Annotated in this window: 31 protein-coding genes, 1 tRNA gene and 1 pseudogene; 13 read left to right on the plus strand and 20 right to left on the minus strand. The window is 67.1% G+C overall.

The genetic code is table 11. The features are described from left to right. Positions 1-248 precede the first annotated feature (248 nt). The 3 genes from P3102_RS10450 to P3102_RS10460 all read left to right on the plus strand — a co-directional run bounded on the left by P3102_RS10450 (position 249) and on the right by P3102_RS10460 (position 1,720). Positions 249-322 (plus strand) — tRNA-Ile (locus P3102_RS10450). 392 nt (positions 323-714) lie between these two features. Continuing rightward, the gene (locus tag P3102_RS10455) at positions 715-1,269 is read left to right on the plus strand and encodes a GntR family transcriptional regulator (RefSeq protein WP_276368556.1); all 555 of its coding nucleotides are present in this window, start codon (positions 715-717) and stop codon (positions 1,267-1,269) included. 88 nt (positions 1,270-1,357) lie between these two features. Then, positions 1,358-1,720 carry a hypothetical protein gene (locus P3102_RS10460; RefSeq protein ID WP_276368558.1) on the plus strand — a complete coding sequence of 121 codons (363 nt, stop codon included), beginning with the start codon at positions 1,358-1,360 and terminating at the stop codon, positions 1,718-1,720. Between the two features lie 153 nt (positions 1,721-1,873). On the opposite strand, the gene P3102_RS10465 is transcribed toward P3102_RS10460, so the two are convergent. The 3 genes from P3102_RS10465 to P3102_RS10475 all read right to left on the minus strand — a co-directional run bounded on the left by P3102_RS10465 (position 1,874) and on the right by P3102_RS10475 (position 4,245). Next, entirely contained in the window at positions 1,874-2,221 is a 348-nt protein-coding gene (locus P3102_RS10465; RefSeq protein WP_276368559.1) for a hypothetical protein, read from the minus strand. 508 nt (positions 2,222-2,729) lie between these two features. After that, on the minus strand, positions 2,730-3,014 hold the full coding sequence (locus tag P3102_RS10470) for a YciI family protein (protein ID WP_276368561.1): 285 nt from the start codon (positions 3,012-3,014) through the stop codon (positions 2,730-2,732). A gap of 307 nt (positions 3,015-3,321) precedes the next feature. Then, positions 3,322-4,245 (minus strand): helix-turn-helix transcriptional regulator, encoded by a 924-nt coding sequence (locus tag P3102_RS10475; protein ID WP_276368563.1) that lies wholly within the window; start codon positions 4,243-4,245, stop codon positions 3,322-3,324. 130 nt (positions 4,246-4,375) lie between these two features. Here P3102_RS10475 and P3102_RS10480 point away from each other — a divergent pair, with 130 nt between their 5' ends. Both P3102_RS10480 and P3102_RS10485 read left to right on the plus strand, forming a co-directional pair. Continuing rightward, positions 4,376-5,101, plus strand: a complete 726-nt coding sequence (locus P3102_RS10480) for a dienelactone hydrolase family protein (protein ID WP_276368564.1) — start codon at positions 4,376-4,378, stop codon at positions 5,099-5,101. After that, the gene (locus P3102_RS10485) at positions 5,098-5,529 is read left to right on the plus strand and encodes a carboxymuconolactone decarboxylase family protein (RefSeq protein WP_276368566.1); all 432 of its coding nucleotides are present in this window, start codon (positions 5,098-5,100) and stop codon (positions 5,527-5,529) included. Before P3102_RS10480 ends, P3102_RS10485 begins: the two co-directional genes overlap by 4 nt. Positions 5,530-5,567: 38 nt before the next feature. On the opposite strand, the gene P3102_RS10490 is transcribed toward P3102_RS10485, so the two are convergent. From P3102_RS10490 to P3102_RS10510, 5 genes are all read right to left on the minus strand, one after another. After that, on the minus strand, positions 5,568-5,795 hold the full coding sequence (locus P3102_RS10490; RefSeq protein ID WP_276371090.1) for a transposase: 228 nt from the start codon (positions 5,793-5,795) through the stop codon (positions 5,568-5,570). A gap of 190 nt (positions 5,796-5,985) precedes the next feature. Beyond that, positions 5,986-6,210: a hypothetical protein gene (locus P3102_RS10495; RefSeq protein WP_276368568.1), complete on the minus strand. Its 225-nt coding sequence runs from the start codon at positions 6,208-6,210 to the stop codon at positions 5,986-5,988. A gap of 294 nt (positions 6,211-6,504) precedes the next feature. Continuing rightward, a complete protein-coding gene (locus tag P3102_RS10500; RefSeq protein ID WP_346660173.1) occupies positions 6,505-7,251 on the minus strand; it encodes a winged helix-turn-helix domain-containing protein in 747 nt (248 codons plus the stop codon). 17 nt (positions 7,252-7,268) lie between these two features. Beyond that, positions 7,269-8,033: a maleylpyruvate isomerase N-terminal domain-containing protein gene (locus P3102_RS10505; RefSeq protein WP_276368570.1), complete on the minus strand. Its 765-nt coding sequence runs from the start codon at positions 8,031-8,033 to the stop codon at positions 7,269-7,271. 10 nt (positions 8,034-8,043) lie between these two features. Next, positions 8,044-8,178: a hypothetical protein gene (locus P3102_RS10510; protein ID WP_276371655.1), complete on the minus strand. Its 135-nt coding sequence runs from the start codon at positions 8,176-8,178 to the stop codon at positions 8,044-8,046. 301 nt (positions 8,179-8,479) lie between these two features. Between P3102_RS10510 and P3102_RS10520 the strand changes: the two genes are divergently transcribed. Further along, positions 8,480-9,544 (plus strand): hypothetical protein, encoded by a 1,065-nt coding sequence (locus P3102_RS10520; RefSeq protein ID WP_276371657.1) that lies wholly within the window; start codon positions 8,480-8,482, stop codon positions 9,542-9,544. 319 nt (positions 9,545-9,863) lie between these two features. On the opposite strand, the gene P3102_RS10525 is transcribed toward P3102_RS10520, so the two are convergent. After that, positions 9,864-10,517 (minus strand): acyltransferase, encoded by a 654-nt coding sequence (locus P3102_RS10525; protein ID WP_276368572.1) that lies wholly within the window; start codon positions 10,515-10,517, stop codon positions 9,864-9,866. A gap of 26 nt (positions 10,518-10,543) precedes the next feature. On the opposite strand from P3102_RS10525, the gene P3102_RS10530 reads away from it, so the two are divergent. Further along, positions 10,544-11,041, plus strand: coding sequence for a hypothetical protein (locus P3102_RS10530; RefSeq protein ID WP_276368573.1), 498 nt, complete (start codon positions 10,544-10,546; stop codon positions 11,039-11,041). Between the two features lie 478 nt (positions 11,042-11,519). On the opposite strand, the gene P3102_RS10535 is transcribed toward P3102_RS10530, so the two are convergent. After that, positions 11,520-12,074: a GNAT family N-acetyltransferase gene (locus P3102_RS10535; protein ID WP_276368575.1), complete on the minus strand. Its 555-nt coding sequence runs from the start codon at positions 12,072-12,074 to the stop codon at positions 11,520-11,522. A 237-nt stretch (positions 12,075-12,311) separates the two neighbouring features. Here P3102_RS10535 and P3102_RS10540 point away from each other — a divergent pair, with 237 nt between their 5' ends. Together P3102_RS10540 and P3102_RS10545 are read left to right on the plus strand one after the other, a co-directional pair. After that, positions 12,312-12,602: a hypothetical protein gene (locus tag P3102_RS10540; protein ID WP_276368576.1), complete on the plus strand. Its 291-nt coding sequence runs from the start codon at positions 12,312-12,314 to the stop codon at positions 12,600-12,602. A 144-nt stretch (positions 12,603-12,746) separates the two neighbouring features. Continuing rightward, complete coding sequence (locus P3102_RS10545) at positions 12,747-13,079, plus strand: hypothetical protein (protein ID WP_276368578.1); 333 nt, start codon at positions 12,747-12,749, stop codon at positions 13,077-13,079. Between the two features lie 225 nt (positions 13,080-13,304). Here P3102_RS10545 and P3102_RS10550 read toward each other — a convergent pair whose 3' ends face one another. From P3102_RS10550 to P3102_RS10570, 5 genes and pseudogenes are all read right to left on the minus strand, one after another. Continuing rightward, positions 13,305-14,726: a hypothetical protein gene (locus P3102_RS10550; protein WP_276368580.1), complete on the minus strand. Its 1,422-nt coding sequence runs from the start codon at positions 14,724-14,726 to the stop codon at positions 13,305-13,307. A 44-nt stretch (positions 14,727-14,770) separates the two neighbouring features. After that, positions 14,771-15,178 carry a DUF6262 family protein gene (locus P3102_RS10555; RefSeq protein WP_276368581.1) on the minus strand — a complete coding sequence of 136 codons (408 nt, stop codon included), beginning with the start codon at positions 15,176-15,178 and terminating at the stop codon, positions 14,771-14,773. A gap of 99 nt (positions 15,179-15,277) precedes the next feature. Continuing rightward, a complete protein-coding gene (locus P3102_RS10560; RefSeq protein ID WP_276368583.1) occupies positions 15,278-15,835 on the minus strand; it encodes a hypothetical protein in 558 nt (185 codons plus the stop codon). 39 nt (positions 15,836-15,874) lie between these two features. Continuing rightward, entirely contained in the window at positions 15,875-16,294 is a 420-nt protein-coding gene (locus P3102_RS10565) for a hypothetical protein (protein ID WP_276368585.1), read from the minus strand. A 42-nt stretch (positions 16,295-16,336) separates the two neighbouring features. Continuing rightward, a pseudogene (locus tag P3102_RS10570) lies at positions 16,337-17,603 on the minus strand (IS256 family transposase). A 39-nt stretch (positions 17,604-17,642) separates the two neighbouring features. Between P3102_RS10570 and P3102_RS10575 the strand changes: the two are divergent. The 4 genes from P3102_RS10575 (at position 17,643) to P3102_RS10590 (ending at position 20,781) form a co-directional block, all read left to right on the plus strand. After that, positions 17,643-18,464, plus strand: coding sequence for a prolyl oligopeptidase family serine peptidase (locus P3102_RS10575; RefSeq protein WP_276368587.1), 822 nt, complete (start codon positions 17,643-17,645; stop codon positions 18,462-18,464). 238 nt (positions 18,465-18,702) lie between these two features. Then, positions 18,703-19,059 (plus strand): hypothetical protein, encoded by a 357-nt coding sequence (locus P3102_RS10580; RefSeq protein ID WP_276368589.1) that lies wholly within the window; start codon positions 18,703-18,705, stop codon positions 19,057-19,059. Positions 19,060-19,236: 177 nt separating this feature from the next. Continuing rightward, entirely contained in the window at positions 19,237-19,665 is a 429-nt protein-coding gene (locus P3102_RS10585) for a hypothetical protein (protein WP_276368590.1), read from the plus strand. Between the two features lie 336 nt (positions 19,666-20,001). After that, on the plus strand, positions 20,002-20,781 hold the full coding sequence (locus P3102_RS10590) for a class I SAM-dependent methyltransferase (RefSeq protein ID WP_276368592.1): 780 nt from the start codon (positions 20,002-20,004) through the stop codon (positions 20,779-20,781). A gap of 714 nt (positions 20,782-21,495) precedes the next feature. Here the strand turns inward: P3102_RS10590 and P3102_RS10595 are convergent. The 5 genes from P3102_RS10595 to P3102_RS10615 form a co-directional block, all read right to left on the minus strand. Beyond that, on the minus strand, positions 21,496-22,068 hold the full coding sequence (locus P3102_RS10595) for a hypothetical protein (protein WP_276368594.1): 573 nt from the start codon (positions 22,066-22,068) through the stop codon (positions 21,496-21,498). Positions 22,069-22,348: 280 nt separating this feature from the next. Continuing rightward, positions 22,349-22,720, minus strand: coding sequence for a hypothetical protein (locus P3102_RS10600; protein WP_276368596.1), 372 nt, complete (start codon positions 22,718-22,720; stop codon positions 22,349-22,351). Positions 22,721-22,845: 125 nt separating this feature from the next. Beyond that, a complete protein-coding gene (locus tag P3102_RS10605; RefSeq protein ID WP_276368598.1) occupies positions 22,846-23,460 on the minus strand; it encodes an SMI1/KNR4 family protein in 615 nt (204 codons plus the stop codon). 102 nt (positions 23,461-23,562) lie between these two features. Continuing rightward, positions 23,563-25,047 (minus strand): hypothetical protein, encoded by a 1,485-nt coding sequence (locus P3102_RS10610; RefSeq protein ID WP_276368599.1) that lies wholly within the window; start codon positions 25,045-25,047, stop codon positions 23,563-23,565. A 1,148-nt stretch (positions 25,048-26,195) separates the two neighbouring features. Beyond that, positions 26,196-26,792 (minus strand): helix-turn-helix transcriptional regulator, encoded by a 597-nt coding sequence (locus tag P3102_RS10615; protein WP_346660174.1) that lies wholly within the window; start codon positions 26,790-26,792, stop codon positions 26,196-26,198. Positions 26,793-26,814: the final 22 nt, after the last annotated feature.

The raw sequence follows: 26,814 nt of genomic DNA on the forward strand, positions 1-26,814 counted from the left end.
CGCCATGAGCGCTCCCTGCCCGATGGACCGTTACCCCAGGCCGATCCCGATGGTCGGCGTGTCCCCGGCGGCAGGCCGCACGGCGCCGCCCGCACCGCCGAGCCCGGCGAACAGACTTACCGGACGCGGCCTGGGCGATCGTGGCAGGTGAGCGCTGTGATAACTTGGAACGAACTGGGACTTCTGTGCGTTCGCAAACCCGCTGTCCGGGCTGGGGCCGCTTTCGCGGAGGTGTCAGGGCACCCTTGGGGCCGGTAGCTCAGTTGGTTAGAGCAGGGGACTCATAATCCCTTGGCCGTCGGTTCGAGTCCGACCCGGCCCACAACATCAACATCGCCTCTGACCTGCAGAAATGTTGGTCCTTCGGCGGCAATTTCGCCTCGGCGTTGATCGTGACTGGGCTCCGTTATGTCTCCGTTTGCTCCGGTGTGCTCTGTGGGGCCGGTTGGTGGCGTAGCAGACTTTCTGCTTCCTCGTCACAACCGCTGCGGTGGGGACTTCAGCAGGTCCGGAGTTCTTTGCTTCCACAACTGGACGAGCTGGTGTGGCCGCAGGCCGGTCAGGCGTGATCCGTGTTTTCGAGCAGAAGGCCAGCGACGTCCGCGGTTTCACCCTCTTACTGCGCATCTTGGAACCGACGCGGTCACGTCGGGCGGTGAACTTGAGGTAGAGCGTGGCATACCCGATGGCGTCGTGTTGGTGTTTGGGTTAGGTGTGCCGAAATACCAGGAGATCGCCGACGCACTGCGTGCTCGCATCGAGTCCGGCGAGTACCCGATCGAGGGCAGGTTGCCCGGTATTTCCGCCCTGCAGGAAGAGTTCGAGGTACCCGGCCTCAATACGATCCGGGCCGCCATCCGGATCCTGGTCGAGGAGGGAATGGTGGAAACCCGGCAGGGCGTGGGAACCTTCGTCCTGCGCGCGACACCGGTGCACGCGGTCGACGTCAAGGCCACCCTCACGCAGGCTCAAGGTCTGCTGGCCACCGCGCTCGCCGCGATGGCCACCCCGCGCAGCGTCACCCTCGACTTCGACACCGAGGACACCGACACCTGGGTCGTTCTTTCCAGTGCTCTCCGGCACTGGCAGAACTACCTGCAGGGCCGCGCCGACAACACCTCGGATGCTGGGACCCGTACCGAGTTCCTGCGGTTCGTGGCCCTCACCGAGTCTCTCGCCGAACGTGTCGAAACGGCTGGCGCGGAAGTCCTTCGTGATCGGCTGAGTTCCGGCTCGCCGCTGGACACTGAGGGAGAGGACGTGGCGTGATGGCCTTGTACGCCCTCATCGCGCGGTCGTCCGACACCGCATCCCACGCCACGCTCGCACCCTCCACGGCGGAACGCGGTGATGCCCGGTGAACGTGTGGACCCACGTCGTGGCGGTGGTCGTCGGTGCCGCCCGCCCCGGCGGCGACGTCCGCCAGCATTTCGGGTCGCTCCTCGGTTTCAGCGGCCATCTCGCTGTGGCGAGGCGCCTCGGCCTGGTCGCCACGTCCAGCGATCCGGCCGCAGACGGTCCCGAGGTCACACCGACCGACGGTGGGCGGCGGTTCGTGGAGGACTTCGGGTCGTTGGCGCTGCCGCTGGGGCGGGCCAACAACTGGACCGGCCCGGCGGCCGGCGCGCTGATCACCCCGGCCGCCGCTGAACTCGATCGCCGCCGGCGCCCGCCGGCGATTCCCGTGTGTGTGCAGGAGGGCGGCCATGATTCCCGCTGACGAGTCCCGCGCTCGCACCACGGTCGCCGCGGACGACGGCGACGCCGTGCGCGCGGTGGATGGCCTGGAGAACGGGCCGGCGCGCGTCCTTGTGGAGCGATAGATCGGAATCGAGGCTGACGGCGGTCGCCCATGTCATCTGCAGGGTCGGGGTCAAACAACCGAGGCGAATTGCCCGTCGATCGCACCGGGGTCCTGCGACAGGGTGAACAGCGACTGCGGGTGTGCCAGCGGGTCGGCTGTGTCCCACGTCCAGAAGATCCAACCCCGAGCCTCTTCGGCGCAGGAGGCGATCTGCGTGCCACGCATCGCGAACGCTGCCCGCGGTACGTCACTTCCGTAGACGCTCTTGATGACGCCGAACTCGCCGAGCACGTAGGGCTTCTTGGTGTTCTGGACCCAAACGTTCTCGCCGGCGATGTTCGGCGCGTCGCCGCCCGATTTGCCTGCGACGCCCCAGAAGTAGGCGTCCTGTGAGAACGCGTCGAGTACCGGGATCACATGGACATCCTGCGTGTACGCCTTGCGGACGAAGTCCCGACGTTGTCCATGTAGGCCCTGTTCAGATGGCTCTTGGGATCGGCCACGCGTCCGATGCCATGTGCCGCGGCCGCGCCAGCGACTCCAAGGTCGACCGAGAACCGTACAACGTTGTGACCGTCTTGGTGCAATGGCATGAGGGTTTCGCCGGCCTTTCGTGAGTCGTAGCTGTCACCCCAGCCGGACCAGGCTTACCCCGCGGGACGAAGGCCCCCTGCGTGACCGTGTCGACAAGGCACTTTCCGTCGGAGGCGATGCGATGTATCGGCGCGAGCCTCCTCCCGTCGATCGGCGCAGCTTCTGCCGAAGCCGGTAGTGGATGCACGACGGCAACACCGTCGGCGCACACGGCGCTGACCCCGGCGGCCAGGACCGCCCGCATCAACCTGCTCATGGCTCGGATCCTGTTTCTTGCCGTGTGTGACGACGGGAGCGATCGGGGGTGTGGGCGGGCGCGGAGTCGAGCGGGCTATCCGTCGCTGTTCTCAGCGGCCTCCCAGAGGGGTCTGATCTCCAGTGTTTCTCTGGTGACCGGCCAGCTCTTCGCTACCTCGATCGCTTCCTGCATTCCCTCGGCTTTGATGAGGATGAAACCACCGAGGGTCTCATCCGACCCGGTGAATGGGCCCTCGATGACAACGGGAGCCAGGTCGGCGTCGCGCCGGATGGTGACCGCTGGCGTGGACTCCGTCTCGAAGGCCTCACCTCCGAACCTCCGAGCAGGATCCCTCCGGCCGCGGCCCGCCGCATCCACTCCTCGATGCCCTGCCGGTGCGCAGCCCGGTCGGCAAGGTTCGATTTGCGTGATTGATCATTCTCGATGATGACGAAGGCAAAACGCACAACGTCCCCTTTCGTCTCCGTCGAGCGTGAGCGCCAGGGTCTTAGCTGTCGTGCGACGATGACGAGGTGGCACAAAATGGCAGGTGGTGATGAACCGGTTACCCCGTCCGCCTCGGGACGGCTCGAGCGCGTGCACAAGTGCGCCGGCGTGAGTGGTGGCCGGTGGTACGGCGGCCCCTCCGGCCGCCCGGTCGTACTGGGGAGTCCGTCGCGTCCCGTCACACCGGGGGAACCGCTGCCCCGCCGCCGGAGGAGTCGACGTCTGTACCGCGGCGCTCGGCGTCCGCTCCGCGGCTCGCATCGCGGCTGCCGTCCCACATGGCCAGCAACCCCAGTGCCGCGGCGGCAGGTGCGCCTGCGGCGCCTGCGGGGGCGGTGAACGTGACGAGCCGCTGCCCCGTCCCGCCAGGCAGGTCGAAGTTCTCGAACCGCAGCGTCAGCTCCCCGACCAGGGGGTGGCGGAAACGTTTCTCACCGTGGGTGCGTTCGCGCACGTCGCGGCCGGCCCACAGCGACCGGAACGTCTCGCTCCCGATCGCCAGCTCCCCGACGAGTTGGGCGAGGCCCTCGTCGTCGCCGTAGCGCCCGGAGGCGAGCCGCAGCTGCCCGACCGTCGCGCGCGCGACGTCGGCCCAGTCGACGAACCGGTCACGGCTCTCGGGGTCGAGGAAGCAGAACCGGGCGAGGTTGCGGCTCGGCACCGGCGCCGCGGCGAAGTCGATGAACAGCTGCGCGGCGAGCCTGTTCCAGGCCAGCACGTCCATCCGGTGGTCATAGACCAGAGCGGGCACCCGCGACATGGCTTGCAGCAGCCCGACCAGCTCCGGGCGGGCCCTGGCCCGGCGGTAGGGCCGGCTCGGGCGGCGCCGCATCGTCGCGAGATCGTGCACGTGGGCGCGTTCGGCGTCGTCGAGGTCTAACGCCACGGCGAGCGCGTCGACGACACCAGCGGAGGGGCGCAGCGCACGGCCCTGCTCGAGGCGGACGTAGTACTCGACGCTGATCCCAGCCAGCTGCGCGACCTCGTCGCGGCGCAGTCCGCTCACCCGGCGCGGTCCCCGGCCCGTCGCGCCGGCCCGCTCCGGTGCCGCCCGCGCCCGGCGCGACCGTAGGAACCGGCCCAGCTCGCGCTCATCACTCACCCCGACAGTGTGGGCCGTCGCGACGGTTTCTGGGTGGCCCTGCCGATACCGGTCACGGCCGGGGCTGGTGGGCGCGACGCGGGCGCCGCAGCGTGGCTACCACCAGTTCCGGTCGTCCCAGGAGGTCCACATGTGCCACGACGTCGGCTCCCGCCCACCAGCCCCACCGCGCCGCCAGGCCGCCCGCCCCGCTGAATCCCTGCGGCTGACCAGCGCCGACGGCTCCACCTTCGCCGCCTTCGAGGCCGCACCCGTCGCGGCGAGCACCGCCTCGGTCGTCCTGCTCCCGGACGTGCGCGGCGCCCACCCGTTCTACCGCGACCTCACCGAACGGTTCGCCGAAGCGGGGCTGGCGACCGCCGCGATCGACTACTACGGCCGCACCGCGACGTCCGACGACCGCGACGGAGACTTCCCGTGGCAGGAGTTGCTGCCTCAGGTGCGGCCCGACGACGTCACGGCCGACGTACAGGCCGCCGCCTATCACCTGCGGGCCCGCCACGACGGCCCGGTGTTCACCGTCGGCTTCTGCTTCGGCGGCGGCCAGTCGTGGCGCCTGGCGGCCAGCGACATCGGCCTCGCCGGCGTCGTCGGCTTCTACGGGCTGCCGGCACCGGCCCGTGAGATCGCCGCGCAGGCGCGGATCCCGGTGCTGATGCTGCTGGCGGGCGAGGACGTCGCGACCCCGCAGGCCGAGTTCGACGCCCTGGCCGCCGAGCTCGCCGCGGACACCCAGATGCACGTCTATCCGGGAGCGCCGCACTCGTTCTTCGACCGCAGCCACGCCGAGTGGGCCGACGCCTGCACCGACGCGTGGAACCGGGTGCTCGCCTTCACCGCCGGAAACCCGTCGTGACCGCGCCCGGCGCCACCGCGCCCAACCCCGTACCCGGCTCCACCGAGCGCGCCCAGCGTGGTGCAGCGCGGCTGGCCGAGCTGGCCGACGAAGGCCGTGCCGCCGCGCACGCCCTGCTCGCCGAGGTGTGCCCCGACCTGCCCCGGCTGGCCGTCGAGTTCGCTTACGGCGACATCCACTCCCGGCCCGGTCTCGACTCCGCGCGCCGGGAGCTGGTGTCGATCGGTGCGCTGGTCGCGCTGGGGGACACCGCGGTGCAGCTGCGCGCGCACCTGGGTTCCGCGCTGACATCCGGGTTGGGGCCCGACGAGCTCGTCGAGGCGGTGCTGCAGGCGCTGCCCTACGCCGGCTTCCCGCGGGTGATCAACGCGATGCTGGTGGTGCGGGAGGTCCTGCAGGAGCGGGGGTTGCTGCCGGTCGTGCCGTGACCGGGATCCGTCAGCGGCCTCGACGCTCCTATGGTTCGTCAAGCCGCTGCAGGGCCTGATTCGAGCTGGCGGTAGAGCTGGCGGGCGATGTAGCGCTTGAGGCAGCGTTTGATGTCGCGGTCGGTCTTGCCCTGGATTCGGCGACGGTCGGCGTAGGCGCGGGTGTCGGGGTCGTAGCGCAGCCGAGACAGTGCGATGTTGTGCAGTGCCCGGTTGAGCTGGCGGTTGCCAGAGCGGTTGAGAGAACCGCCGTCGAGCCGGCCGATTCCTGCGCCGACGGCACCGGCGAGGCGCCGACGAGCAGAGCTGCCGCAACGACCTGATCACCGGCGATCCTGGTGGTAACAAGACGGCGCTACTCGAGGCGATCGGCTTGGCCCTCCGCGGGCGGAGGACCGGCGGCGTCCGGCACCGGGGTCCGGATGCTCGGCTGGTAGCGGCCCGTGAGCGAGGACCTCACACCACCTTCCGCGTCCCGCCGTCGATCACCAGGTCAGACCCGCTCACGTTGGGCACGCGGCCGGAGGCGAGGAGGGCCACGAGCACTGCGATCTCCTCGGGCTGGGTGAGCCGCCCCGTGGTTGCGCCGAGCATCGCCGGGAGCCGGTCGGGAACGTCGTCCGGGGCGATGCCGGCGCACCGGGCGAGCAGGTCACCACGTTCCTCCACCCGCTCGCCCACCATGTTCTCCGTCGCGAGCGTGCAGGGTGAACTACGGTTCACCTCAAGGAGCGGGCTGTCGATCTCCGAGCTTCGGGCACGCACCGGTCTCGCGGCGCCGGCCGCGAGCTCGCCGCTCTCCACCTGCCGTTCGGCAGCGGAGACACCCTCCCCAGCACCGACCTGCGCTACTGCCGGCCGCTCGTGAAGCTGGCGCCGCTACTCGGCCGGATACCGGAGGACCGGCAGCCACGGGTTGTCGCCGGACTCGCCCACGCTGACGCCGGCCTCGACGAACAGATCCGGACGCTGCGTCTAGAGCCTGCTCCTCGTGGCGTGCTTCGTTCGCTCGCCCTGCATCTGGTCTCCTGGCCGTCTCAAGCTGCGAGTTCTGACAGGTCGAGGCCGCGGAGCTCGTGGAGGGCGCGGTGGCCGGCTGGGGTCAGCCGCACTGCCCTCCCGCCGCGGATCCAGCCCTCCTGCGCGACGCGTGCGTAGAGGTGCGCGCCGGCCTGGCCGGCAAGGTGCGAACGTCGTTCGGTCCAATCCAGACAAGCCGCGGGCGAGCGGGCGGCGGGAGAGCTGCGGCGAGAACGCGAGCCGGTCGCGGAACCACGCCAGTCCGCTCTCGGTGAGGGCGAACCCGTAGGAGTCGGTGAGCAGACCGCGATCGATCAGCGCATCGGCAATCGCGACTCCGAGCCGACCGGCCAGGTGGTCGTAGCAGGTACGCCCCTTGGCCAGCGCCTCCGACACGGATACGGCACGCAACCCGACCGGCGCCGGACCCGGCGGCGCGTGCGCCGCCAGGTCTTCGCTGAGCTGCGCGATCTCGGGCGAGGCGAGCTGCACGTAGCGGTGACGCCCCTGGCGGCGTTCCACCAGTAGCCCTCCCGCGACGAGCTGTGTGAGGTGTTCGCTCGTCGTCGACGGGGCGACACCGGCGACGTCGGCCAACTCTCGCGCCGTCCACGCGCGGCCGTCGAGCAGCGCCGCGCAGAACGCCGCTCGTGTGCCGTCGGCGAGAAGCGCGGCGACACCGGCCAGGGCGACTGCACTCACCCCCCGATCCTGCTCCATCAATACCCGGCCAGCAGGGCCTGGAGGCGAGCAAGGTCCGGTTGCGCCAGATGGCTACGGGCACGGCCGCGGCGGTCGGGGCGCCGCCCCCAGACGAACAGCGTGCGGGCCGCGGGATCGAACTCGACGTGCGGTCGTTCGGCGCCATCGGAGACGAGATCCAGCCGGGCGCTGCCATCGTGAACCCGGACCCGCACAGCGGGCCCATCACCGGCGCGCAACCGGACGTCGAAGTCCTCATCCGGGCGGGGATCACGGCGACGCCCCGCACGCAGCAGGATCTCCCCGAGGACGTCGACGGCATGCTGGGTCAGTTCCGGCTGGGAGAGCAACCGGTAGCTGACGTCGTCGTCGCCCACGAAGTCCCAGCGGTGCACGGCGAACTCGTTGCGCATGTGGGGCAGGAACTTCGCGACGGCCATCGTCCGCCCGGTCCACGGGATCACGGCCTCGGGGTCGCGGGCCAGCACATGACCGATCACCTCCCGCAGCTGTGTCTCTTCGGTCTCCAGGCGCCGCTGCAGCGCGACGTCGTCCATGGCGCGATAGGCGGGCTCACGCTCTTCGAACGTGCGTGTGCGCGGAACCGCGTCCCCCGCGAGGAAGGGCCGCAGGTGCCGGGTGATCTCTGCGGCAGCTGCGGCGAGATGGGCGGTGACCTCGTGCGCAGTCCACCCCTCGCACGCGCTCACCACATCCGGTGCCGTGTACTGGCGCGAATCGAGGAACGCCTCGGCCTCACTGCTCCGCTCAATATCCGTCATACACATCACGCTAGATCCGGGACACTTCGGCCACGGCCGAACACAGATCCGGGTGGTCAGCGCCGGGAATCGCCGGCAGCTCGGGATCTTCCGCGCACAGCTCGCCGAGAAGGCCCGCGATCGTCGGGGCCAGATGCATGGTCACTCCCGCCGCCTGGTGACCGGCGAGATCGGGCGTGCCGCTTCGACACCACCGGCCGCGGCAGAGTCCGCGCAGGTCTGGACGGGGGCGGGAGCCTTATGCGGCCCGGCGACGATGGGCCGCCGATCTCGCAGTCGAGGATGGCGCAGGATACATCCAGCTCGTCCCGGCGCAGCACCGCTGGCTGGCCCGACCACAGCCCCGACAGCTTCCCGGCACTCATCTCGACACCGCGTTCGGCGAGCAGCCGGCGAGGGACGGGGTGGGTGTCACCGGCGCGTGGTGGAGGGAGCGCAGCCCGGTGGTGGCGGTGCAGTACCCCGTCGTGCCGGACGTGGCCCGCGAGGTGGAGATCCGGGGTTCGGCACGGCAGCTGGGCCTGGTGCCCGACGTTCCCCTTGAGTACGCGCGGTTCGCGGGGACTCGCAGGCTCCCGAACCGGGAGATCGTGCCTAAGCGCACCGGCTCTCGCGGGCCGAAGGGGATCGTCGTCGCGCGCGGGCAGTGGTTCGTCGTGCACCCGCGGCCGGGTGAGCCTGTGCTCGAGGTGCTGTCCGACGAGGCGTTTCACGCCGTGTTCGACGGCCCGGACGTCAGCGAGCACAGCGTCCGCGCGCTGGCGGCCGCCGTCGCCGCCGAAGCGCACTGGCAACTCGGTCGTCAGGTCGAACTCCGTTACCTGGACGCGAACGACCACGCCACCGGGATGTGGGCGCACCCCCGGCATGCGGGCGGTGGCCGACGGGATCCGGGCACTGTTGCGCGCGCGTGGCGCCGAGCTGTGGGAGCAGGTCCAGCCCGACATCCTGGCGCGCTGGGACCGCAATCGCGCCGAGCTGCCGTCGCCGTCGACGTCCGGCCGCACACCACCCAACAGGGCAGCTACCACCCCGATCTGGCCCGGCACGCGATTCCCGCCGAGATCGTGCGCGGGACTCGCCGGCACGCCGCCGGCCGCGCAGTGTGCGAGACCACACAACGGTCGCAGCCCTTACCGCTCGGACCGGTCACCATCGCGCCACCGGACTGCCCGCGCTGCCTGAAACACCTGGACACCATCGCCGATCGCCACGGGCGCACGCTGGAACAGGCACCGGCGCTACCATCGCCACCGGCCGACGACTCCGATCTGGTCCGCGACGCCACGCCGGTCGTCACCGCCGCCCTGCCCGAACTCGGCGCCGGATGGCATCTCGTGCAGTACGCCGGCACCGACCCTCGATCGGTGGTGGCTGCACCAGCACGACCGCGTCCGCGGTTACGTGCACCGCTAGACCAGCAGGACCGGCAAGAAAAGCGGCTGGAAAGCGTTCGTATTCGCCTGCCACGGCCGCTACCGGCACCTCGACGCGACCGCCGACGCCCATAACCGCCCGAACTCCAGCTATCTGTGGAAAAGCCTCGCCCTTGCCGCCCGGGGCATCGCCACCCGGCCCGGCTTCGACACCGCCAACCCGGAATGGACCCGGGGATGGCGCCGCCCCGACGGCCGTCCGGACCGGACACGACACCCCCGTGACAACGCCTCCGCACCCCGATACACCACCGAACCGACAACATTCAGCGATGACCCCACCGAAGCACCGAACACCCTGAGCGTCGCCGCCCGGAGACACGCCGACATCGACACGATGCGCGGGGGTTCATCACGAAGCGGCGATACGCGCGGTACATGAAGATGCGGCCGACTACGGGGAACCACGGGATACGCGATAAAGGGGTAACGGCCCCCCAGGTGGCTCGCTGATACTGGCGATTTCGGTCAGCAGGTCAGCCGCCAATTTGTAGCCTCGAGCGCACCGCGGGCACCGCAGCCGGCTGTCGAGGGTTCCCGCGCAGCGGCAGACCCAGCCGCAGGCGCGCGCCGGGTTGCCCAGGACCAGGGCGTGTGCGGGAACGTCGCGCAGGACGACAGCACCAATCCCGACCAGGGCGTATCGCCCGATCTCGACTCCGGGGGCAATACGCGCCCCCGCACCGATGGTGGCGCCGCGGCGCACGATGACCGGGGTCGAGGTCCAGTCGCCGAGGCCCTGGCGCTGCCCGTCCGGGCGAGTCGCCCGGGGCGCGCGGTCTTCGGTGAGCACCACGTGCGAGCTGATCATCACCTCGTCTTCGAGCTGCGCGCCGAACACGTCGGCGTGGTTGCCGATCTTGACGTTGTCGCCGACCCGCGAGCCGGAGCCGACGTAGCAGCTCTTGCCCAATGTGCAGTCGGAGCCGATCTCGACGTCGTCGGCAACCTGCGCCTGGTGCCACACGCGGGTGCCGTCGCCGATCCGCGCGCCGGAGGCGACGTGAGCGCTCGGTTCGGCGAGGGGGTGACCGGTGCTGGTGATCATGGCGTGCCTTCCGGGTCGGTGGCGAGGTGGTCGATCAGGTCACCGAGCGTTCCGGCGGAGGCCAACACGCGGTCGGGGACTGTCCGGCAAGTCGCGCGCTCGATGGCAACGGCGAGTGCGATGCGGTCGAGCGAGTCGAAGCCGAACACGCCGCGCGCCGGCTGCCCGGCACTACGGGCGGGACCGGTAACGCACAGTTCAGCGAGACGACTGTCGCGGTCTATCGCATCGGTGTGCACACCGCCCTCGGTGACTCGGCGAAGGCGCTGAGCTACTTCACCTCCGTGGTTCCCGGCCGCCTGCCGACAGCCGAACGTCGGGCGCGTTCCTACGTGGACGGTGCGCGAGCCTGGAAAGACCACGGCAACCTCGACCAGGCCAGCAGCGCGCTGAACATGGCATTCACGTGCGCGCCCCAGGAACTTCAGCGGCCCTCGGTCCGGGACCTGATCACCACCATGCTCGACGCTCCCGGCCGAACCCCCGCCGCGCTCTTGGCGCTGGCAGCCCACGCCGGACTCTGACGGGCACCGTGCGCACTACGTGCCCCAGCTCGAGATCAGCTCTACCGAGTGACTCCTAACCACTTCCGATTGCGTGGCGGGCACCGGAGCTCCTCAGTCCCTTTAGGACGCCCGCGAGCACGACGCGTGCGTGCTCGAACGACAATAGCCAGTATCTGACCTGCACGTTTAGCGGTAGCGCGCGTGGTGACAGATGCGACGCCGCCCGGATCGTGTCTTGACTGTGACGGACCGCGGTATCTGTCACCTGCTCCAGGTGTAATCCTGCGGATTCGTGCGCGGCGGATCACGGTTGTTGTCACCGGTTGACCCCGCTAGTTGTCACCAAGAGGCGTCGGTGGTTCGTGTGGCTGATCGCCCAAGTCACCAGTTGTGCGTGATAGTTGGTCATCGTGACGCTCGGCTGCTGTGGTCGCTGTCCCGGGTGAGGGACAGCCGAATGTGCTCACCATGGCATGGACGGAGATTCAGGACCTGGCTACAGGTGGTCCGCAGGGATCTCGTAAATGATCTCGAGCCCGTCCTCGTCGTCCCACTGTTCGCCGACCTCGACGAAGCCATACTGCGATGCCAACCGGTAGGAGGCCGTATTGTCGGGGCTGATCGTGACCCGCACAGTGTGCACTCGCGGCTCCCGGGTGGCACGGGCCAGCAACAATTCCAGCGCGGCCCGTGCGTAACCGCGTCGCCGATGTGCCGGGTCGACGGCGTAGCCGATCTCCACCATCCCCGATGCGTCGGGCGGCCCGTGGTAGCCGGCTGTGCCCACTGCCAGTAGTTCTCGCTGATCCCAGATGATGCCGGTGACCCAGGCGGCGCTGTCGGGGTCCGCTGCGACCTGTCTGCTGCGCATCTGCCACAGCCCATGCCGGTCCGGTCCGGCCAGGTAGGCAGTCAGAGGTACGGGGCTGGTCGCACTTGCTCCTGCGAGGTCGCCGCGGGCGAGCAAGCCGAATGTGGGACCGGTCAGATGCACGATACGAACATCCGGCTTCGGCCTGTTCGGTGTCGCTGCGTGGTGATCGTTCGGCACGGAGGCAACCTGTCACAGATCCGAGCACGCCGCACCCGAGATATCCCAAGCGGTCATCGGCATGACAGCGCGTTGCGCGCCGTGCTGTGGCTGGCAAACAGCTGATCCAGGTCAGAACGCCCAGACCGGTTGATGTCGGACTGGTCAACTGCCGCGCTCGGCTGGCCGGTGCGAGCACGCGGTCACAGTTCGGCGCGTCGGCGGTCGTGTCTGCGGGCCATGCGCTTCGATGGCGCGGTGGATCTGATCGAGCGAACACGTTGGTCGCATTCCTGCAGCTGGACCGATCTGGCGATGGCGGAGTCCGTCTTCGTCGATGCTCGAAATCAACTGGCGCCGGACACGGACTCGTCGCGGCGGTGGACTGCGGCGGGCCGGTTCGTTGGCGGCGAAGTCGTCGTACCGGCGCGGGATCTGAACACTCTCTCGATCGCACGTCGAGAACCGGTGCGCAGGTTTTCGTGGAGCCGCGACCAGAAACACCGGCCAGGACTGGAATTCCTGGTCAGTACTGGGCGTCATCCGTAGGGTCTGGCGAGTCGGAGAGAAACAAGAGGAGCTAGGTGGTGTCCTGTCCGGTGCAACTTGTCGGCGTCCGGCCCTAGTTGTCGGTGGTGGTGTCGGTGTCCGGCGGTACTTGTCGGGTCCGGTGCCGCCCGAGAGAATGCCGCCGTGCCGACGCTTGAGCATCTTCCTGGCGGAGCGCCGCAGGCGCAGACCGAGCGGTTCGAGCTCGCGTACGCCGACGAGCGCGGGGAGCAGCGCGTTTCCTTGACCGAGGCCTGGTCAGTGGCGTTCGAGGACTGTGCGCCGGTGCGCGGATTTCGCTCGTACAAAGGGCAGCACCACTTCAACGGGCGTTGGTGGACAGCCACGACCGACACGCTGGTGGGTTACGAGTCGTGGCTGGAGCGCGATCACGTCTTATCCGGCGTCGCAATGCATAGTGCGCCTGTGTGCGCTGGTCAGATCGTGAGCGGCATAGCGCTGACGAAGGCGGCCTGATGGCGTCGAGGAAGATCCGCATCGTTCTTCCGTTGGCCATGCTGCTGTGCGTTGTCGACATGGAGGCGATCGCGACCGGCGTTGAACGACGCTGGCTTATGGGTCACCGGTAGACAGGTGCGTCTCAGTGCCCGGCCGACCCGATGCGCGAGTGGCTGGCAGGGCGACAGCGACTGATCGACAGCGTTTTCCGCGTCTGTGGGCGGTGGTCAGGAGTTCAGACTGTTAGCTGAACCAGCGCCGCATGCGCGCCCACAGGCCGTGCTGGTGGATGTGCACGCCGCCGGCAATGTGCCCGGCCTGGACCATCGGACCGAACACGGTGCCCGACAGCGAATTGTCGATGTGTTCGACCGGAGCCTCGGCCATTGGCCGAACCACACGCACCGTGTACCCGGCCAGACCCGCGCTGCCATCGACTGTGTCCGTGTCGATCTGGCCGAGCATGTGGCGCGCGGCGGCCTCAGTGGCGGCCGCCAGCCCCGGCTCGGAGTCGTGCTTGGGCTTGATGTCTCCCAGTTCTGCCGCGACCGAGTTCAGCTCGTCGTCGATCTGCCGCAGCTCCTGCCGCGCTTCGGTGGCTGTTCGGTCCATCTCAGCCCCCTGGCGCCCCATCTCGGCCTCCTGGCGCCGCAGCTCGGCAGTGATCGGGTCAGCGTCGTCGAGGTTCCAAAATTGCGTGTATCTGCCGAGGATCACGCGGTCCGTCGCGGCGATCACTTTGCCTACCTTCGCGGCCAGCCTCCGCCATTTCTGCCGGTCCTGGGGCGCGATCACGTGCCTGCGGATCGCGAAGAGCTGCCGGTAGGTCTCTTCGACCGTGCCGTGTGATCGCAGCTCGGCCAGGCGTGCCCGCCACTGTTGGACGAGCGCGGGATTGACCTCGGCGATCGAGGACAGGTGCCGGTCAAGGCCGTCGTACTGCGCCCGCAGCTCGTCGGTCATCCGTGAACCGAGCCGGTCCGCTGACCGTGACCGCCACTTCGCGCGCGAGAGTTCGGGTCGGTCGACGACGCGGTGCAAGTGGTGCTGGCGCTGCCGGAGCGCGCGTTGCCGAGCACTCAGCTCGGCGGCGCGTTTCGTCCAACCCAGGTCCGCGGCGACCTGCTTACACAGGTCGTACAGCGAATCCGCTGATCGCGGCCGCAGCCGGATGAGCACCGCGGTCCGCTCGGCGAAGCTCAACAAGAGCACGGCGGGTATCTGCGCCTCCGTGATGCCGAAGTACGACGCGCAGCGCGACGCAGCTTCGGTCCACGCGTTGCGGTGCTCCTGTGGAGGACGGGGAGGCACCGCCTCCGCACGCCCCCGCAATTGATCCCCGTGCACCGAGCCAACGAAACACCGATTGAACCCGAAGTCGTGATCCTCGGGCGGGACCAGGCGCAGGTCGTGCATGGCGGCGCACTCATACACAATTGGGTACCGGATCTTTGCGGTGCGCACCTCCGGATCCGGACTGAGCACTGCGATGAGCTGACCTGTCACGTCATGCACACTGGTCCACTCCTCGGACAGCTCATTCAGCTGCGCCGAAGCGTCCGCGTTTCGGGTCAGCGCCACCATGAGACCGTTGTAGCCGGCTTCTTCCGCGCCACGCACCACGTGGGTGAGCAGCGCGGCCGTTGTCGTCGGGGCGGACCACATGTCGTCTATCTTGGCGGAAGAAGCAGGGTGCGGGCCTGGTTTCGTCACTCACCGGCCAACCGCCGCCGGAGCAGAAGTAGTTCGCCCTGGTGGGCTGCCTCCTGTGCTCGGCGGAGCTCTGCAACCTCCTCCCGGTGTCGGCGGCGGGTGTCGGCGAGTTGCTGGCTGAGCCTGCGGACGAGCGTGCTGGCCGCCGCCTCGGCATCAGGGTGATCACCGGCATGAGCGGTCATGCGTGACGAACGCGCCCGCCGCAGGACCTCGACCTGGGGTCGAAGGTCAGGGTGACGGTAGATGAAGTCGGTGGACACCCCAGCCGCGGCGGCGATGCCAGCAACGGTCACCGGTGTCTGGCCCTTGCGGGCCTCGCGCAGCGCCGCTTGAACGGCCTTTTCCGCGGTCTCCCGGCGTCGGCGAGTTGCGTCGGCAAGCGCGGCGATGCTGCGGCTCACTCGGGGGTCTTCGTTCGGTCTGCGCTGCTGAGCTGGATCACCAGCACCGAACAGCACTTGCTACTGCAGGTGCTGGCTCAGCACCCCAATGTCGAAGTCTCACTCAACACGATCGTCCACACCGTGTGGAGCGGTCCCCCACCGGAGATGTGGTTCGACGAGCTGATCAAGCATGTTGCCCACCTTCGGCAGCTCCTGCGTAGAGGGAAACAGGCGGCGGACATCGAACGCTCCTCTCATGGATACCGGCTGGTAATCTTGCGACCCGGTGAGAAACGCCCACTGCCACCTGCCACGATGGGAGCTCTGGCCACTTTGGGGCTGAGCAAGCGAGAAGGAGAGGTACTCGTAATGCTCGCGCAGGGCATGACGAACCGGCAGATCTCGCAGCGCGCGCTCCTGCCAATGCGCATCGTCGAGGAGAACATCGCCTTCCTCTACCGAAAACTGGGTCTCCGGTCGCGAAACGAGGTAGCTGACTTCGTCGCCGGACTCGCCGATGCCGTCCCGGCCCGTGGCCGCAACGTAAACCAGCTCGTGACGCGATACGAAGCCAGCGGAACCGAGGATCATTAGCCCATCGGCGCCCGAGCCGACCGTAGACATGTGTTCGGAAAACGATCCAATCCCGAACATCCGCTCGCGGTTCGCTGGCACGGCGAACCTCGTGGTGCGGGTGTTCGGGAACTCGTTCAGCTACGCCTCTTGATCTCTGGCAGGGGTGGAAGGAGAGACTTCCTCGTCCAGCTCACGGTGCGCGGCAGTATCGAAACGCTCGCGGAAGACGTGCAGGTATTCCCACACCTCTTCACCGTCCGGTGTGCCGTGCCAAAACGCCTCGTTCAGCGCGTCCGCGAACTCTTTCGCCGGCTTCCTGAGCTGCGAGGAGGCGATGATCGCGAGGCGATGGTAGTTCAGCCACAGGAGATGGATGGTCGGGGGATCGCGATCGGGGCGATGATTGACGACCTGGTCGACTTCCTGCGCGGACACCAGCAGTGCATCGACTGCCTGTCGGAGAATTTCGCGGCGATGAGCGGCGCGCTCCCGTTGCTCGCGCAGTTCGGCGTCGTGCCTAGCCGATCGCTGGCTTCTGACGCCGATCAGCCCGCCCAAGTCCGGGGTCTATCCCATGATCGGTGTTTCCGGCGTTGTTGATCAGTAGGTTTCGGCTCCCGGCCAGCGGTCACCGAACGTGATAGCGAACGCGTTGATCACTGGCTTCCAGCGCATCGTCCATCGAGCGCGGCCCGTCCCGGCCGGGTCCAGGCTGCGGGTCACAAGGTACAGGCATTTCATCGCGGCCTGTTCGGTCGGGAAATGCCCTCGCGCGCGGATCGCCCGCCGATAGCGAGCGTTCAGCGACTCGATCGCGTTCGTGGAGCAGATCATCGTCCGGATCTCGACGTCGTAGTCGAGGAACGGCGTGAACTCATCCCAAGCATTGCGCCATAAACGAATCACCGCTCCATGCTTCGCGCCCCATTTCTCTTCGAATTCGTCGAGGGCGGCCACCGCGGCGTCCGGACTGGATGCAGTGTAAATGAGTTTGATATCGCGTTTCACCGCGTCCCAATCCCGGCGGGACACAAGTCGGAAGGTGTTGCGAATCAAGTGCACAATGCAGGTCTGAACAATAGTTTGCGGCCACACATCCGCCACGACGTCGGGCAGGCCTTTCAGTCCGTCGCAGATGAGGAAGAACACGTCCCGTACGCCCCGGTTCTTCAGGTCGATCAGCACGCTCATCCAGAACTTCGCGCCCTCGCCGCCGGTGCCCATCCACAGCCCCAGGACGTCCTTGTGACCGTCCACGGTGACCCCGATAGCAGCGTAGACGGGCCCGGTTGGCGACCTGCCCGTCGCGGACCTTGACGTGGATCGCGTCGATGAACACAGCTACGTACACCGGGTCGAGCGGGCGGTTGGCCCAGTCGTTCATCTCGGCGACGACCTTGTCAGTGATCCGCGAGATCGTTTCCTTGCTGACCGAGGACCCGTAGATCTCGGCGAAATGCGCCGAGATATCCCCAGTCGTTATTCCCTTCGCATACAACGACAGCACGATCTCATCCATTTCGATGAGCCGCCGTTGTCGCTTCTTCACGATCTGCGGCTCGAACGTGCTCTCCCGATCCCGTGGCACGGTGATGCCGACCTCGCCCGCGGCATCAGAAACCACCGTTTTCGGCCGGGTGCCGTTCCGGACATTCGTTGACCCGCGTTCCGGGTCGGCCTAATTCTTCTCGTGCCCGAGGTGCTCGGCCATTTCCTCGTTGAGCGCAGTTTCCAGCACGTTTTTGGTGAACAGTTTCAGCAGGCCGTCCGGGCCGGTCAGCGCCAGCCCGCGGGCCTTGGCCTCGGCCACCATCGCCGCCGCGGCGGGCCTGCTCCGGCGACAGCTCCCGCGCCGGCTCCAACTCACTCTTGCGTGGACTCACAACCTCGAATGTCATCACTCACAGTGCCCATCCCGCCGGACCTCAGCCCAGCGTGCCGGGCCGAAAACACCGATCCTGGAACAGTCCCCGATCTGGACGGCCTGCTCGTACTGCCAGCCGGGAAAACCGCCTCGGACGGCCCGTTCCCACTCGTCACGATCGTGCATGGAGGCCCCGACGACCGGTACGCCGATCGCCTCCAATTGTTCTCGTTCCACGGTGCACGGGCACAGTGGCTGGCCACCGCTGGATACGCGGTATTCCTGCCCAATCCGCGCGGCGGCCGGGGCCACGGTCACGAGTTCGCGGCCAGCGTCGCGGGCAGGGTCGGCCGGGAGGAGTGGTCCGACATCCTGACCGGGATCGACCTGCTCATCGCCGAGGGCATCGCCGACCCCGATCGGCTGGGCATCGCCGGCGGGAGCCACGGCGGGTTCATGGCCGCGTGGGCGATCGGGCAGACAAACCGGTTTCGCGCCGCGCTGGTCAACGCGGGTATCACCGACTGGGGGATGCTCGCCGCGACCGGGGAGCACGGCCAGCTCGACGGCGCGCTCAGCGGCAGTATCGGGTGGGAGGGGATCGGCCCACACCCGCACGACGCGGTCAGCCCGATCTCCTTTGCCAGCCGCGTCCGCACCCCGGTGCTCATCCTGCACGGCGCGGAGGACACCAACGTCCCCCTCGGCCAAGCCGTGTACTTCCACCGGGCACTGCGCCATTTCGGCGCCGAGCACGAATTCGTGATCTACCCGCGAGAGGGTCACTCGATTCGGGAACGTAACCACCAACTCGACGTCCTGCGCCGCACCCGTGCCTGGTTCGACCGCTGGCTCCGGAACTGACCGGGATGCCTGGTCCTGGCCTCATTGTTTCTCGCTGACGACCGCGGTCGGGCAGCGGTGTGGAGGCGCTGGTCGGGCTCTGGTCCGGAGCCGATCCACTGGCTTTTGGCTTGCTTGCTGGTCCTACCGGCAGGGCAGGTGTGCTCGGGCAGACCAGCCGCGCTCGGCGGCAGGAGCGGACGTCTGCGTTCTGGAAAAGAAGCGGAGGAACGATTCGTTGCCTGCCAACATTGGGTCTGTGGATGTCGCATGGCCGGAACGGCGCGAGGATGTGATCGCCGCACTCGGAGTCCTCGCAGCAGAGCGTCCTGCGCTAAACGGTGCGGGCCCGGACACCCGATTTCCCGATCTCACGAGCGCTGTCCACTGGTTGGTGGATGACACTCCGTGGGATTTGGTGGATCCGGTCACGTCTGTTGGGACAATCCTCCGCAACGGTGACGAGGCCGACGTGATCCGCGCGGTCGTGACCGCAGTCGTCGCCGTGTCGGATTGCCAGGGCGCCGCGGCTTCGGATGTGGCCTGGTTCGCTGACAGTGGCTGGTGCGAGGTCCGGCGACTCGCCGCCGAGGCGCTGACCTGTCTGGCATCGTGAACCCCGAAAGTGGGCTCCCTCGGCTCGTGGGCAGGTACGTGCGCCGTCACGCCGCGACCAGCGGCACGAGCGGATGCTCGGCGGCGGTCGCCGCGCGATCGTGTGACCGCACTGTGCAGACCGTTGATGTGCGCGGAAGCCGCTCACCGTGCGACGTATGCGGGCATACTCTGCGGCGTGGATCTCTTCATGTTCTTCCCGGTCGTGGTCGTGGTCATGGTCGTCCTTCTCGGCGTGATGCTGCTGGTGGCGTTCACCAGAAAAGGTTCGGTGGCCACCATCGCGATGACCGCTCGGCGAATCAAGCTGCACACGACGGCACCGCCGGAGATGGTCTATACCTGGCTCACCCAGCACTGCCCGACCGGGTACTCGGTCGAGGATCACGATGCCGCCCGCGGCATCGTGATCCTGTCGTCCCGACCGACGGCCTTCACCTGGGGCTTCTTCTACCCGGCTGTCATCCACGCGGAGGGCGCCGGGACGCGCGTGGACCTCGGGATCAAGTCGAAGCTGTTCCAGTACGGGCCGTTGGTCACACGAGCGCACGGAAAACTCGCGCACGCACTGGCCAGTCTGACTCAAGGCCACATCAAAGGCGACTGACCCAAACGATGCAGAATATCGGCGCACCGGGTCGTTGCGGAGGGTGCCGCCGTGGTGGTCGGGGCACGCACAGCGGTCGCCGCCGCTTTGGCCGAGTTCGGTCGGCTGGACGACGCGGTCAACAACGAGAGGAGGCCGCGTTCACCACCGGCGTGGCGCTGCCGATCGACGGTGGCACCACCGCGCAGTAAGTTTCCCGTCGCCGAGTGCCTGCTCAGCGGCATGAGAGGGCGTTGCGAGCAACCTGCGCGCTCAGAGCGGGCAGCGATCCGGCGCCCAGGCGATGAGGCAAGTTCGGTGCACTGCGGGGCGTGGAAGATGTGAGATGGTCGTAAGGTGACGAGAAGTGCTGCGGAGTTCGACCGCTGGTATGCGGATCGCGTCGAGTCGCCGGTTGCCGATGAACTTGTGCAGCGCATGCTTGGCCTTCCGCCGGACCTGCAATCCACCAGTCTGCTGAGCGGAGCCGGGCTCGATGAGGTTGTGACGGCGCTTGGCCTGCGTGGTGGGCAAGTTTTGCTGGATCTGGCGTGCGGTCGGGGAGGGTATGGGCTGGAGATCGCGCGGCGCAGCGGTTCCCGGGTTGTCGGCGTGGACTTTTCGGCGGTCGCCATCGAGCAGGCTCAGCGTCGAGCACAGACACTGGAGCTGGCGGATCAAGCCGACTTCCGGGTGGGTGAGCTGACCCGCACAGGACTCCGCACGGCGTCGGTTGACGCCGTGCTCATCGTCGACTCCATCCAGTTCGCCGAGCCGAAGCTGGACGCTCTGCGAGAGTGCCGGCGAGTTCTCCTCCCCGGCGGACGCATCGTCGTCACCTGCTGGGAAGCCCTGGACGACACCGACGAGCGGTTGTCACCGCGAATGCGGCAACTGGATCTGCTCAAGCAACTACCGCGCGCTGGATTCGTGAACGTCGAGGTCACCGACAAACCGGCATGGCGTATGGCCGAACAAGCGCTGTGGCAGAAGGCGCTCACCGTCAACGCCGACGATGACCTCGCGATGCAGTCGATGCAAGAAGAGGCGCAACGAGTCCTGGCCACCTTCGACGGATTGAGACGTGTCCTGGCCACGGCATGCACGCCCAACCCAGTTCACGCTTCGCCGGCGTAGCAGCGGCAGCCCGCGCCAGCGAGACCAACACCCGCTGTTGGCGACGATCAACAATCACTCCGCGGACGCTGGCGTACTGGCGCTGTTCGCCACACCGGTCAAGCTCGTGAGGTGGGTCTGACCTCGGGTACGAAATTGCGCCAGGATGGTCCGGTGGCAAGCACTGTCAACGCGTTGATCTTGGGTGGGGCTCTCCTGGCTGAATCGGATATGCCACCTGGCGCCCGTCAGATCGCTCTTCCGGTCGGTGGTCTGCGGCTGATGCCGGTCACCCGGCGGCTGTCTGAGCGCATGTTGAATGATCCTGGCGATGACGAGGTTGTCGAAGGCATTTACGAGTCGACCAGAGGACTGGTTCGCTGGGCACAGCGCCTGTCACAGGGTAGGCAGGTGCTCTACGTCCACAGAGTTCTTCGGCAGTGCCGGATTGCAGGCTACCGTGGGATGGACAGACGAAGAGCTGTTCTTCGACCCCCTCCTTCACCTGCACGAATGACATGGAAGATCCGCCATACCAACTGGTTCCGCCGTCGGAGATGGCCATCAATGCCGGGTTGCGGGCGCTCGGAGGCACCGCAGCGCCGGGCCAGGACGAGTACGCCACCGCTGGCCTGGAAGCACATCGCTGAAGCGACGATTCGATCAGCGGGTAACCGGCGTGGGCACGTTTCGGGCTGCGCGCACAGCGGCATGGGTGGTTGATGCTGTCAGTCGTCATCGCCCATGACGTCCGGGAGTGGATTTCGTGTGATCGCAGCGACGTTGAGTGTGCGATGGAAGTGCCGCTCGCCGACCTCTATCACCCACCAGCCGGGTTGCAGTCGCCCGAGCACGTCGGTGTGCCGCCAGCAGAGCGACGATGCTCGCGAGCTGGTCCTGTTCGAAGGGCGCCAGCGGCAACGCGTACCGGTGTTCCGGCAGCAACTCGTCGACCACGGCGTACGCGGAGCGCAGGTCGACCATGTCGGCCTCATGCCGGAACACCGCGAAGCCACCGCCTTCGAACCCGTCCCGCCGCTCATGCTTCACAGGCCCGCGATCATCGGCCAGTCGCCTGAGCCTCCCCAGCTCCGCGGCGCTCACCTCGCGGTAGTCGTCGTAGGAGTTCCGTTCGTAGGTTTTCGACAGGCCATCGCTCGGCGTCCACACACCGTGCCCGACATACCTCTGCTCGTCGTGAGAGCCGATACTGCGGTACAGGCCCACGGCATTACCGACATCGGCCATGCCACGTCCGCCTTCGAACAACGCGAAGTACTGGTAGTCGGTCAGATAAAGCTCGAACACGCGATCACCCCCTCAGCGATCATCCGATCCTAACGAGCAGACCGGCGTCCGGGAGGCATACCAGGCTCTCCAGCCGGAGACACTGATCACGCCTCTGCCTGCGGGGAAGCCGAAACGAAGACCAGCGCATGAGCCCGTCACGAACCGGTCTTCGGGCCCGGGCATCCAACGGCCGAAAGCTCTCTGGACGAACCACCAACGCCCGCTCATCGGCAGAAGCGGACGTGGGTCTGTACTAACCCGGGGCGGTGGGACGTAGGTGATGGCAATCCACTCATCCTTATGAACAAACGCGCAGGCCGCCGCCCGGACCGCCGAAGAACAGCTCGACATCCTCGGCGGGGAACTCGAACCCGTCCTGAGCGAGGCGTTGGGCGGGGTCGCGCGCATCCTGCAGGCCGAGACCGATGTCGAGAGCACTCTCGCCGCGATCGTGAAGGCCGCGGTCGAGCACCTCGACAGCGCCGCCGAGGCCGGGATCTCTTTGGTGGAGCGCGGCGGGATCCGCACCGTCGCTCCCGCCAGCAAATTCGTAACCATGATCGACGAGGTGCAGTACCGCACACAGCAGGGTCCCTGTGTTGACGCGATTCCGGCCCACCGGCGATGGGCCCGTGTGCCGGGTCCGAACGTTGAGCACCCGAGCAGCCACGCTGCTACCACAGGTGGTCCAACAGGGTCATACGGACCGTCAAGCCCCGAAGTTTCTTCGGGAGCACCGCTGACACGTCACCACCGGGAGACGGGCTGGTCACCGGCGGGCGTTGACGGTGACCCTTATGGCCATTGCAGCATCCCCTCGTCATTGACCGCTGGATGTTGTTCCCCGTAGGGAAGTTCGGCTTGGTGGGCGTAGGCCTCGAGTCGTTCGGCGATCTCGGTGAGCATCTCGGTGACGCTGCCCCAGTGGGTCGGGCTGAAGCCGTCGCCGGGCGCCACTGTCATGATCATGCCGTGGTTGTCGCCGCTGCGCAGGTCAACGCACAGTGTGGCTCCGGTGGTATCGCGGCAGATAGGGACCAGCGCTGAGCAGAACGGGTTTCCGTCATCGCCTGCTGGGTGTTGATGTACCTGGTCAGGGCCACAGCAGGTCGGATCGGTGGCGGTTGACTCGAAAAGCCGCTCGTATTCCTCGCGAGCACGCGTTACTGCGAGGGGTACGAAGGCGTCCGGCACCAGCTTCCCGGCTCGTTGATCGTGCCGATCGACGATGCCGTCCATGAGTGCCCACCAGGCGACGAGGTCCTCTGGCAGGGGAAGTCCGACTATGTCCTGCAGGCTGAGGAGATCGTCCGCGGGAGCGGGAGGGCGGATCTCGCGTGCGGTGGCCGGGGCGTGTTCCTGCAGCAAGTCCAGGATCTGCTGCCAGAGCTGGTTCACCGGTGCGGTCACGAATACCCATCCTCTCCTCGTTGTACGTCTGATTTCAGCGGTGGGGTGCGTCCGGAGTACCTCCGGACGCACCCCACCTGGTCAGGTATCCACGTGCCGATTCTAGGGTGTGATCGGAACCCAGAAGCGTTCTTGGTCGTTCGGGTCCAGTACCTGGTTCCACGGCGGAATCAGGCGATCCACGTCGAGGAGTCGGTGGGTTTGGTAGAAGGAGTTCAGGCGATTGCCGGCTTCCGAATTATGCTGTCTGTTCACATAGCGCACGGCGAAGTCGTCCCGGTACTTGTTCGGGTCGAAGACGCCGCCTGGGTCGCGCCACCCAGCGGCACCCTCGTAGGTGGCGGCGTAAGCGTACTCGTCACAGTCGAAGTCCGGGCCTTCCTCGGGCAGCGGGGCGGGCATCCCCGGACGGCCACAGGCAGCTCGTGCTGTCGCCCGGTTACGGTCGAGCACGATGTCGTGCCCCTTCGCCCTGGCCACGCGGTGCAGCGAGTCGGCATGCAGCGGCGAGCCGCCGAGCAGTCTCTTGCCCGGCTTCGGAGACCAGGAGGCCGCGGGGTTGGCGCGCGACTCGTCGACGAACTTGGCGTGACGGGCCACCTTGGGATCGCTCTTCGAGTAGCCGATGCCGGGCACGGCGCGGTCGAAGACGCTGCCCTGCTTGTCCCACGTGTAGTCGGCGCTGTCGAAGCGCAGCCCGCCCTCGGCACTCTTCTTTGTCGGGTCGCTGTTCGGGCCGGGGAAGTCGAAGTCGTACTCGAAGTGGAATACCCCTTGCGCGATCTGTTCCCCGTACTGCGGGCTGGGCGCCTGCCCTTCGGAGAAGAGTTCGTAGTGGGCTTTCGGGTCCAGGCCCCATCCGATGAAGCTCTTGTCGTGCCGCTCAAGTCCAGGATTCGGGTAGCAGGCTCGGGAATCGTCGAGGCCGATATCGCCCCGGTACTCGCCGGCGCATTTGACGGCGATTTCCATCTCGCTGCGAGGGTCGAGGAAGATCCCGTTGGGCTCGAGAACCTCGGCGGTGAAGCGGAAGTCCGCGAACCGGCGAGTGGCCACCCCGGGGTACGGACCTATCTTCCCGTACCCGATGATCGTGTTCTGAATGGTCGCCGTGCTGGTGATCCCGGTGGTGACATCATAGTACGAGATCGGGAACAGGAACTTCTGGCAGTACGAGAACCTGTTCTTGATCCAGCCGATCGTCCGTGCCGCGTCGTCGTTCGCCCGACACTCCGGGTATTCGATGTACCGGTAAGGGTTCACCGGCTTGGCGCCACGGTCGAATTCGGCGCTGTCCACGATGTACCCGGGATCCTCGGTCGCCGCCGTTCGCTTGCTCGACCTGTCGACGTCGTCAGTGTCAGGTTTCAAGCCGAGTGCATCCAGGTCACCGTCTCGCTTGAGCACCTCGGTCACCTTGGCCGGGTTGTTCACTAACACCGGATCGGTGATCATGTAGGTCAGGAGCCTGGATCTCTCCCCCTGAATCGTACCCGCGGTCTCGGCGTTCGCTGGTACCGAGCCAGCAAGCAACGCCATCACGACTGTCGCAGCTAACACGGGTCGCCGCCATCTGTGCAGTCTCATATAACTCCGCTCATGTCAGTTCATAATTACAAAATTCAACGGTGGGTGGCGTCCGCCTAATCGCGTCATGCCGAAACATCGCGCGTCACATCGCTTATGACACGCGCGATAAAAGTTCGACCTCAGATTCCGCGACGACGAAGCGACCTGCCGAACATGCAACACGTCGGCCTCGACAGTCAACGGTTAAAGAAATACCAATGATGATCCATCAGAGCATGATCCACTAGAGCGAATTTCGTTCGCTTCAATGCGCATACTACGGCGACCCTCAGTACGCCCCGTGCTTCGAAGTAAACCTAAGCAGTCGCCCCAGAACCCCAGAATTAGTTGCTACGCGGACCATAATTAAGTGACAACTGCCCTTACAGTGCAACCACCCGAAAGAGACGACGTGGACAATGCTTCACCCAGTTCCCCCTAGGTCAAGAACCAACACGACCTGTCTACCAACCAGAAAGTCACGCTGTCAAGCGCCGAAACCCAGCATAGATAAAGATCTCCGCCTCGCTGCGGATTCCTTTGTTCCAGAACCGACAAGAAACGAATAGCGACCCTGGTCGGCAAGGTCATTACCCTGGGTGCGTGGCCAGATTGAGTTACACCCTATCCCGACGGCGTACCACCGAGCGGTTGTCGGAACGCATGCCCTCACGTATCCGCTGACAGGGGTTTCCGACGCTGCATGATCAGCGGCGCTACGGCACTGATAACCAGGGGCCTCGCGTCGATCGATGTGCAACCCGAAAGAGTCGCCCCTTTGCCACGGAAAAATCGTCCCCCGCTGTGCACCCCGGTGGAGCCTGTCCGGGGGCACTCGCAGGATGCACATTGCGCCTGACCTGGGCATTGCTGCTGCGAAGCAGCGCCGCCGATGGCGGCTATCGAGTCCAGATCCGCAGGTAGCGGAGCGGTGATCGTAGCTTGGTCGTTCCTGTAGTGGACTTTGATCGTGAGCTGCGTCAGATCGAGCAGGCGGTGCAGTAGGTCTGCTGGGGCGCGGCGCAGGTTGGCCTTCAGGTACGGCAGAGCAGCTAGCAGGTTCCCGCGGCGGTGGCCATCGCCGCGGGAACCTGCCCTGGGACGTCATGCAGATCACCAAGGACCGGTGCAGCCCATTCTGTTGCGTGATCAACGACTTTGCACACTCACGAGGTGGGCGAAGTCCTCCGGGCGTACTTTGAGCTGGATCCGTTCCCCGGAGGTGCTGAGCACGCTGAGGAACTCGACGACCTTCGGCTCGGCGTTGCCGAACCAGTGCGGCACGCGGGTGTCGAACTCGACCGCTTCCCCGCCTGCCAGCGTGAAATCGCGGGCGGCCGAGCACCACGCGCAGGCGGCCGCTGAGCACGTAGAGTCAGTGGTACCCCTGGTGCGAACGGGGAGCCGGGGTCGCCCCCCACCGGCCCGGCCGGGAGCAGGGACTTGAACGCCCGCAGCTCCGCCTGGCCGGTGGTCAGCGGGATGGCCGTCATCCCGTGCCGGGTGATCGGGTGGGGACGCAGGCGTGGATCCCCGGTGAGCGGCGGGTCGACCAGGTCGTCGAGCGCCACGCGGTACGCCCTGGCCAGCGGGAGCAGCAACGCCAGCGTCGGCGTCCGCACTCCGGATTCCAGGCGGGACAACGTGCTCACCGAAATCCCCGTCCGCTCGGCCGCCGCGGCGAGCGTGTCCCCCTCGCGTTTGCGCAATGCCCGCAACCGCGGGCCGATCGCCGCCAGCACCGGCCCGAACTCATCGATCATGGTTCGAATCGCAGTTTTCGGG

Source organism: Amycolatopsis sp. QT-25, assembly GCF_029369745.1.
In the GTDB taxonomy this organism is placed as follows: domain Bacteria; phylum Actinomycetota; class Actinomycetes; order Mycobacteriales; family Pseudonocardiaceae; genus Amycolatopsis.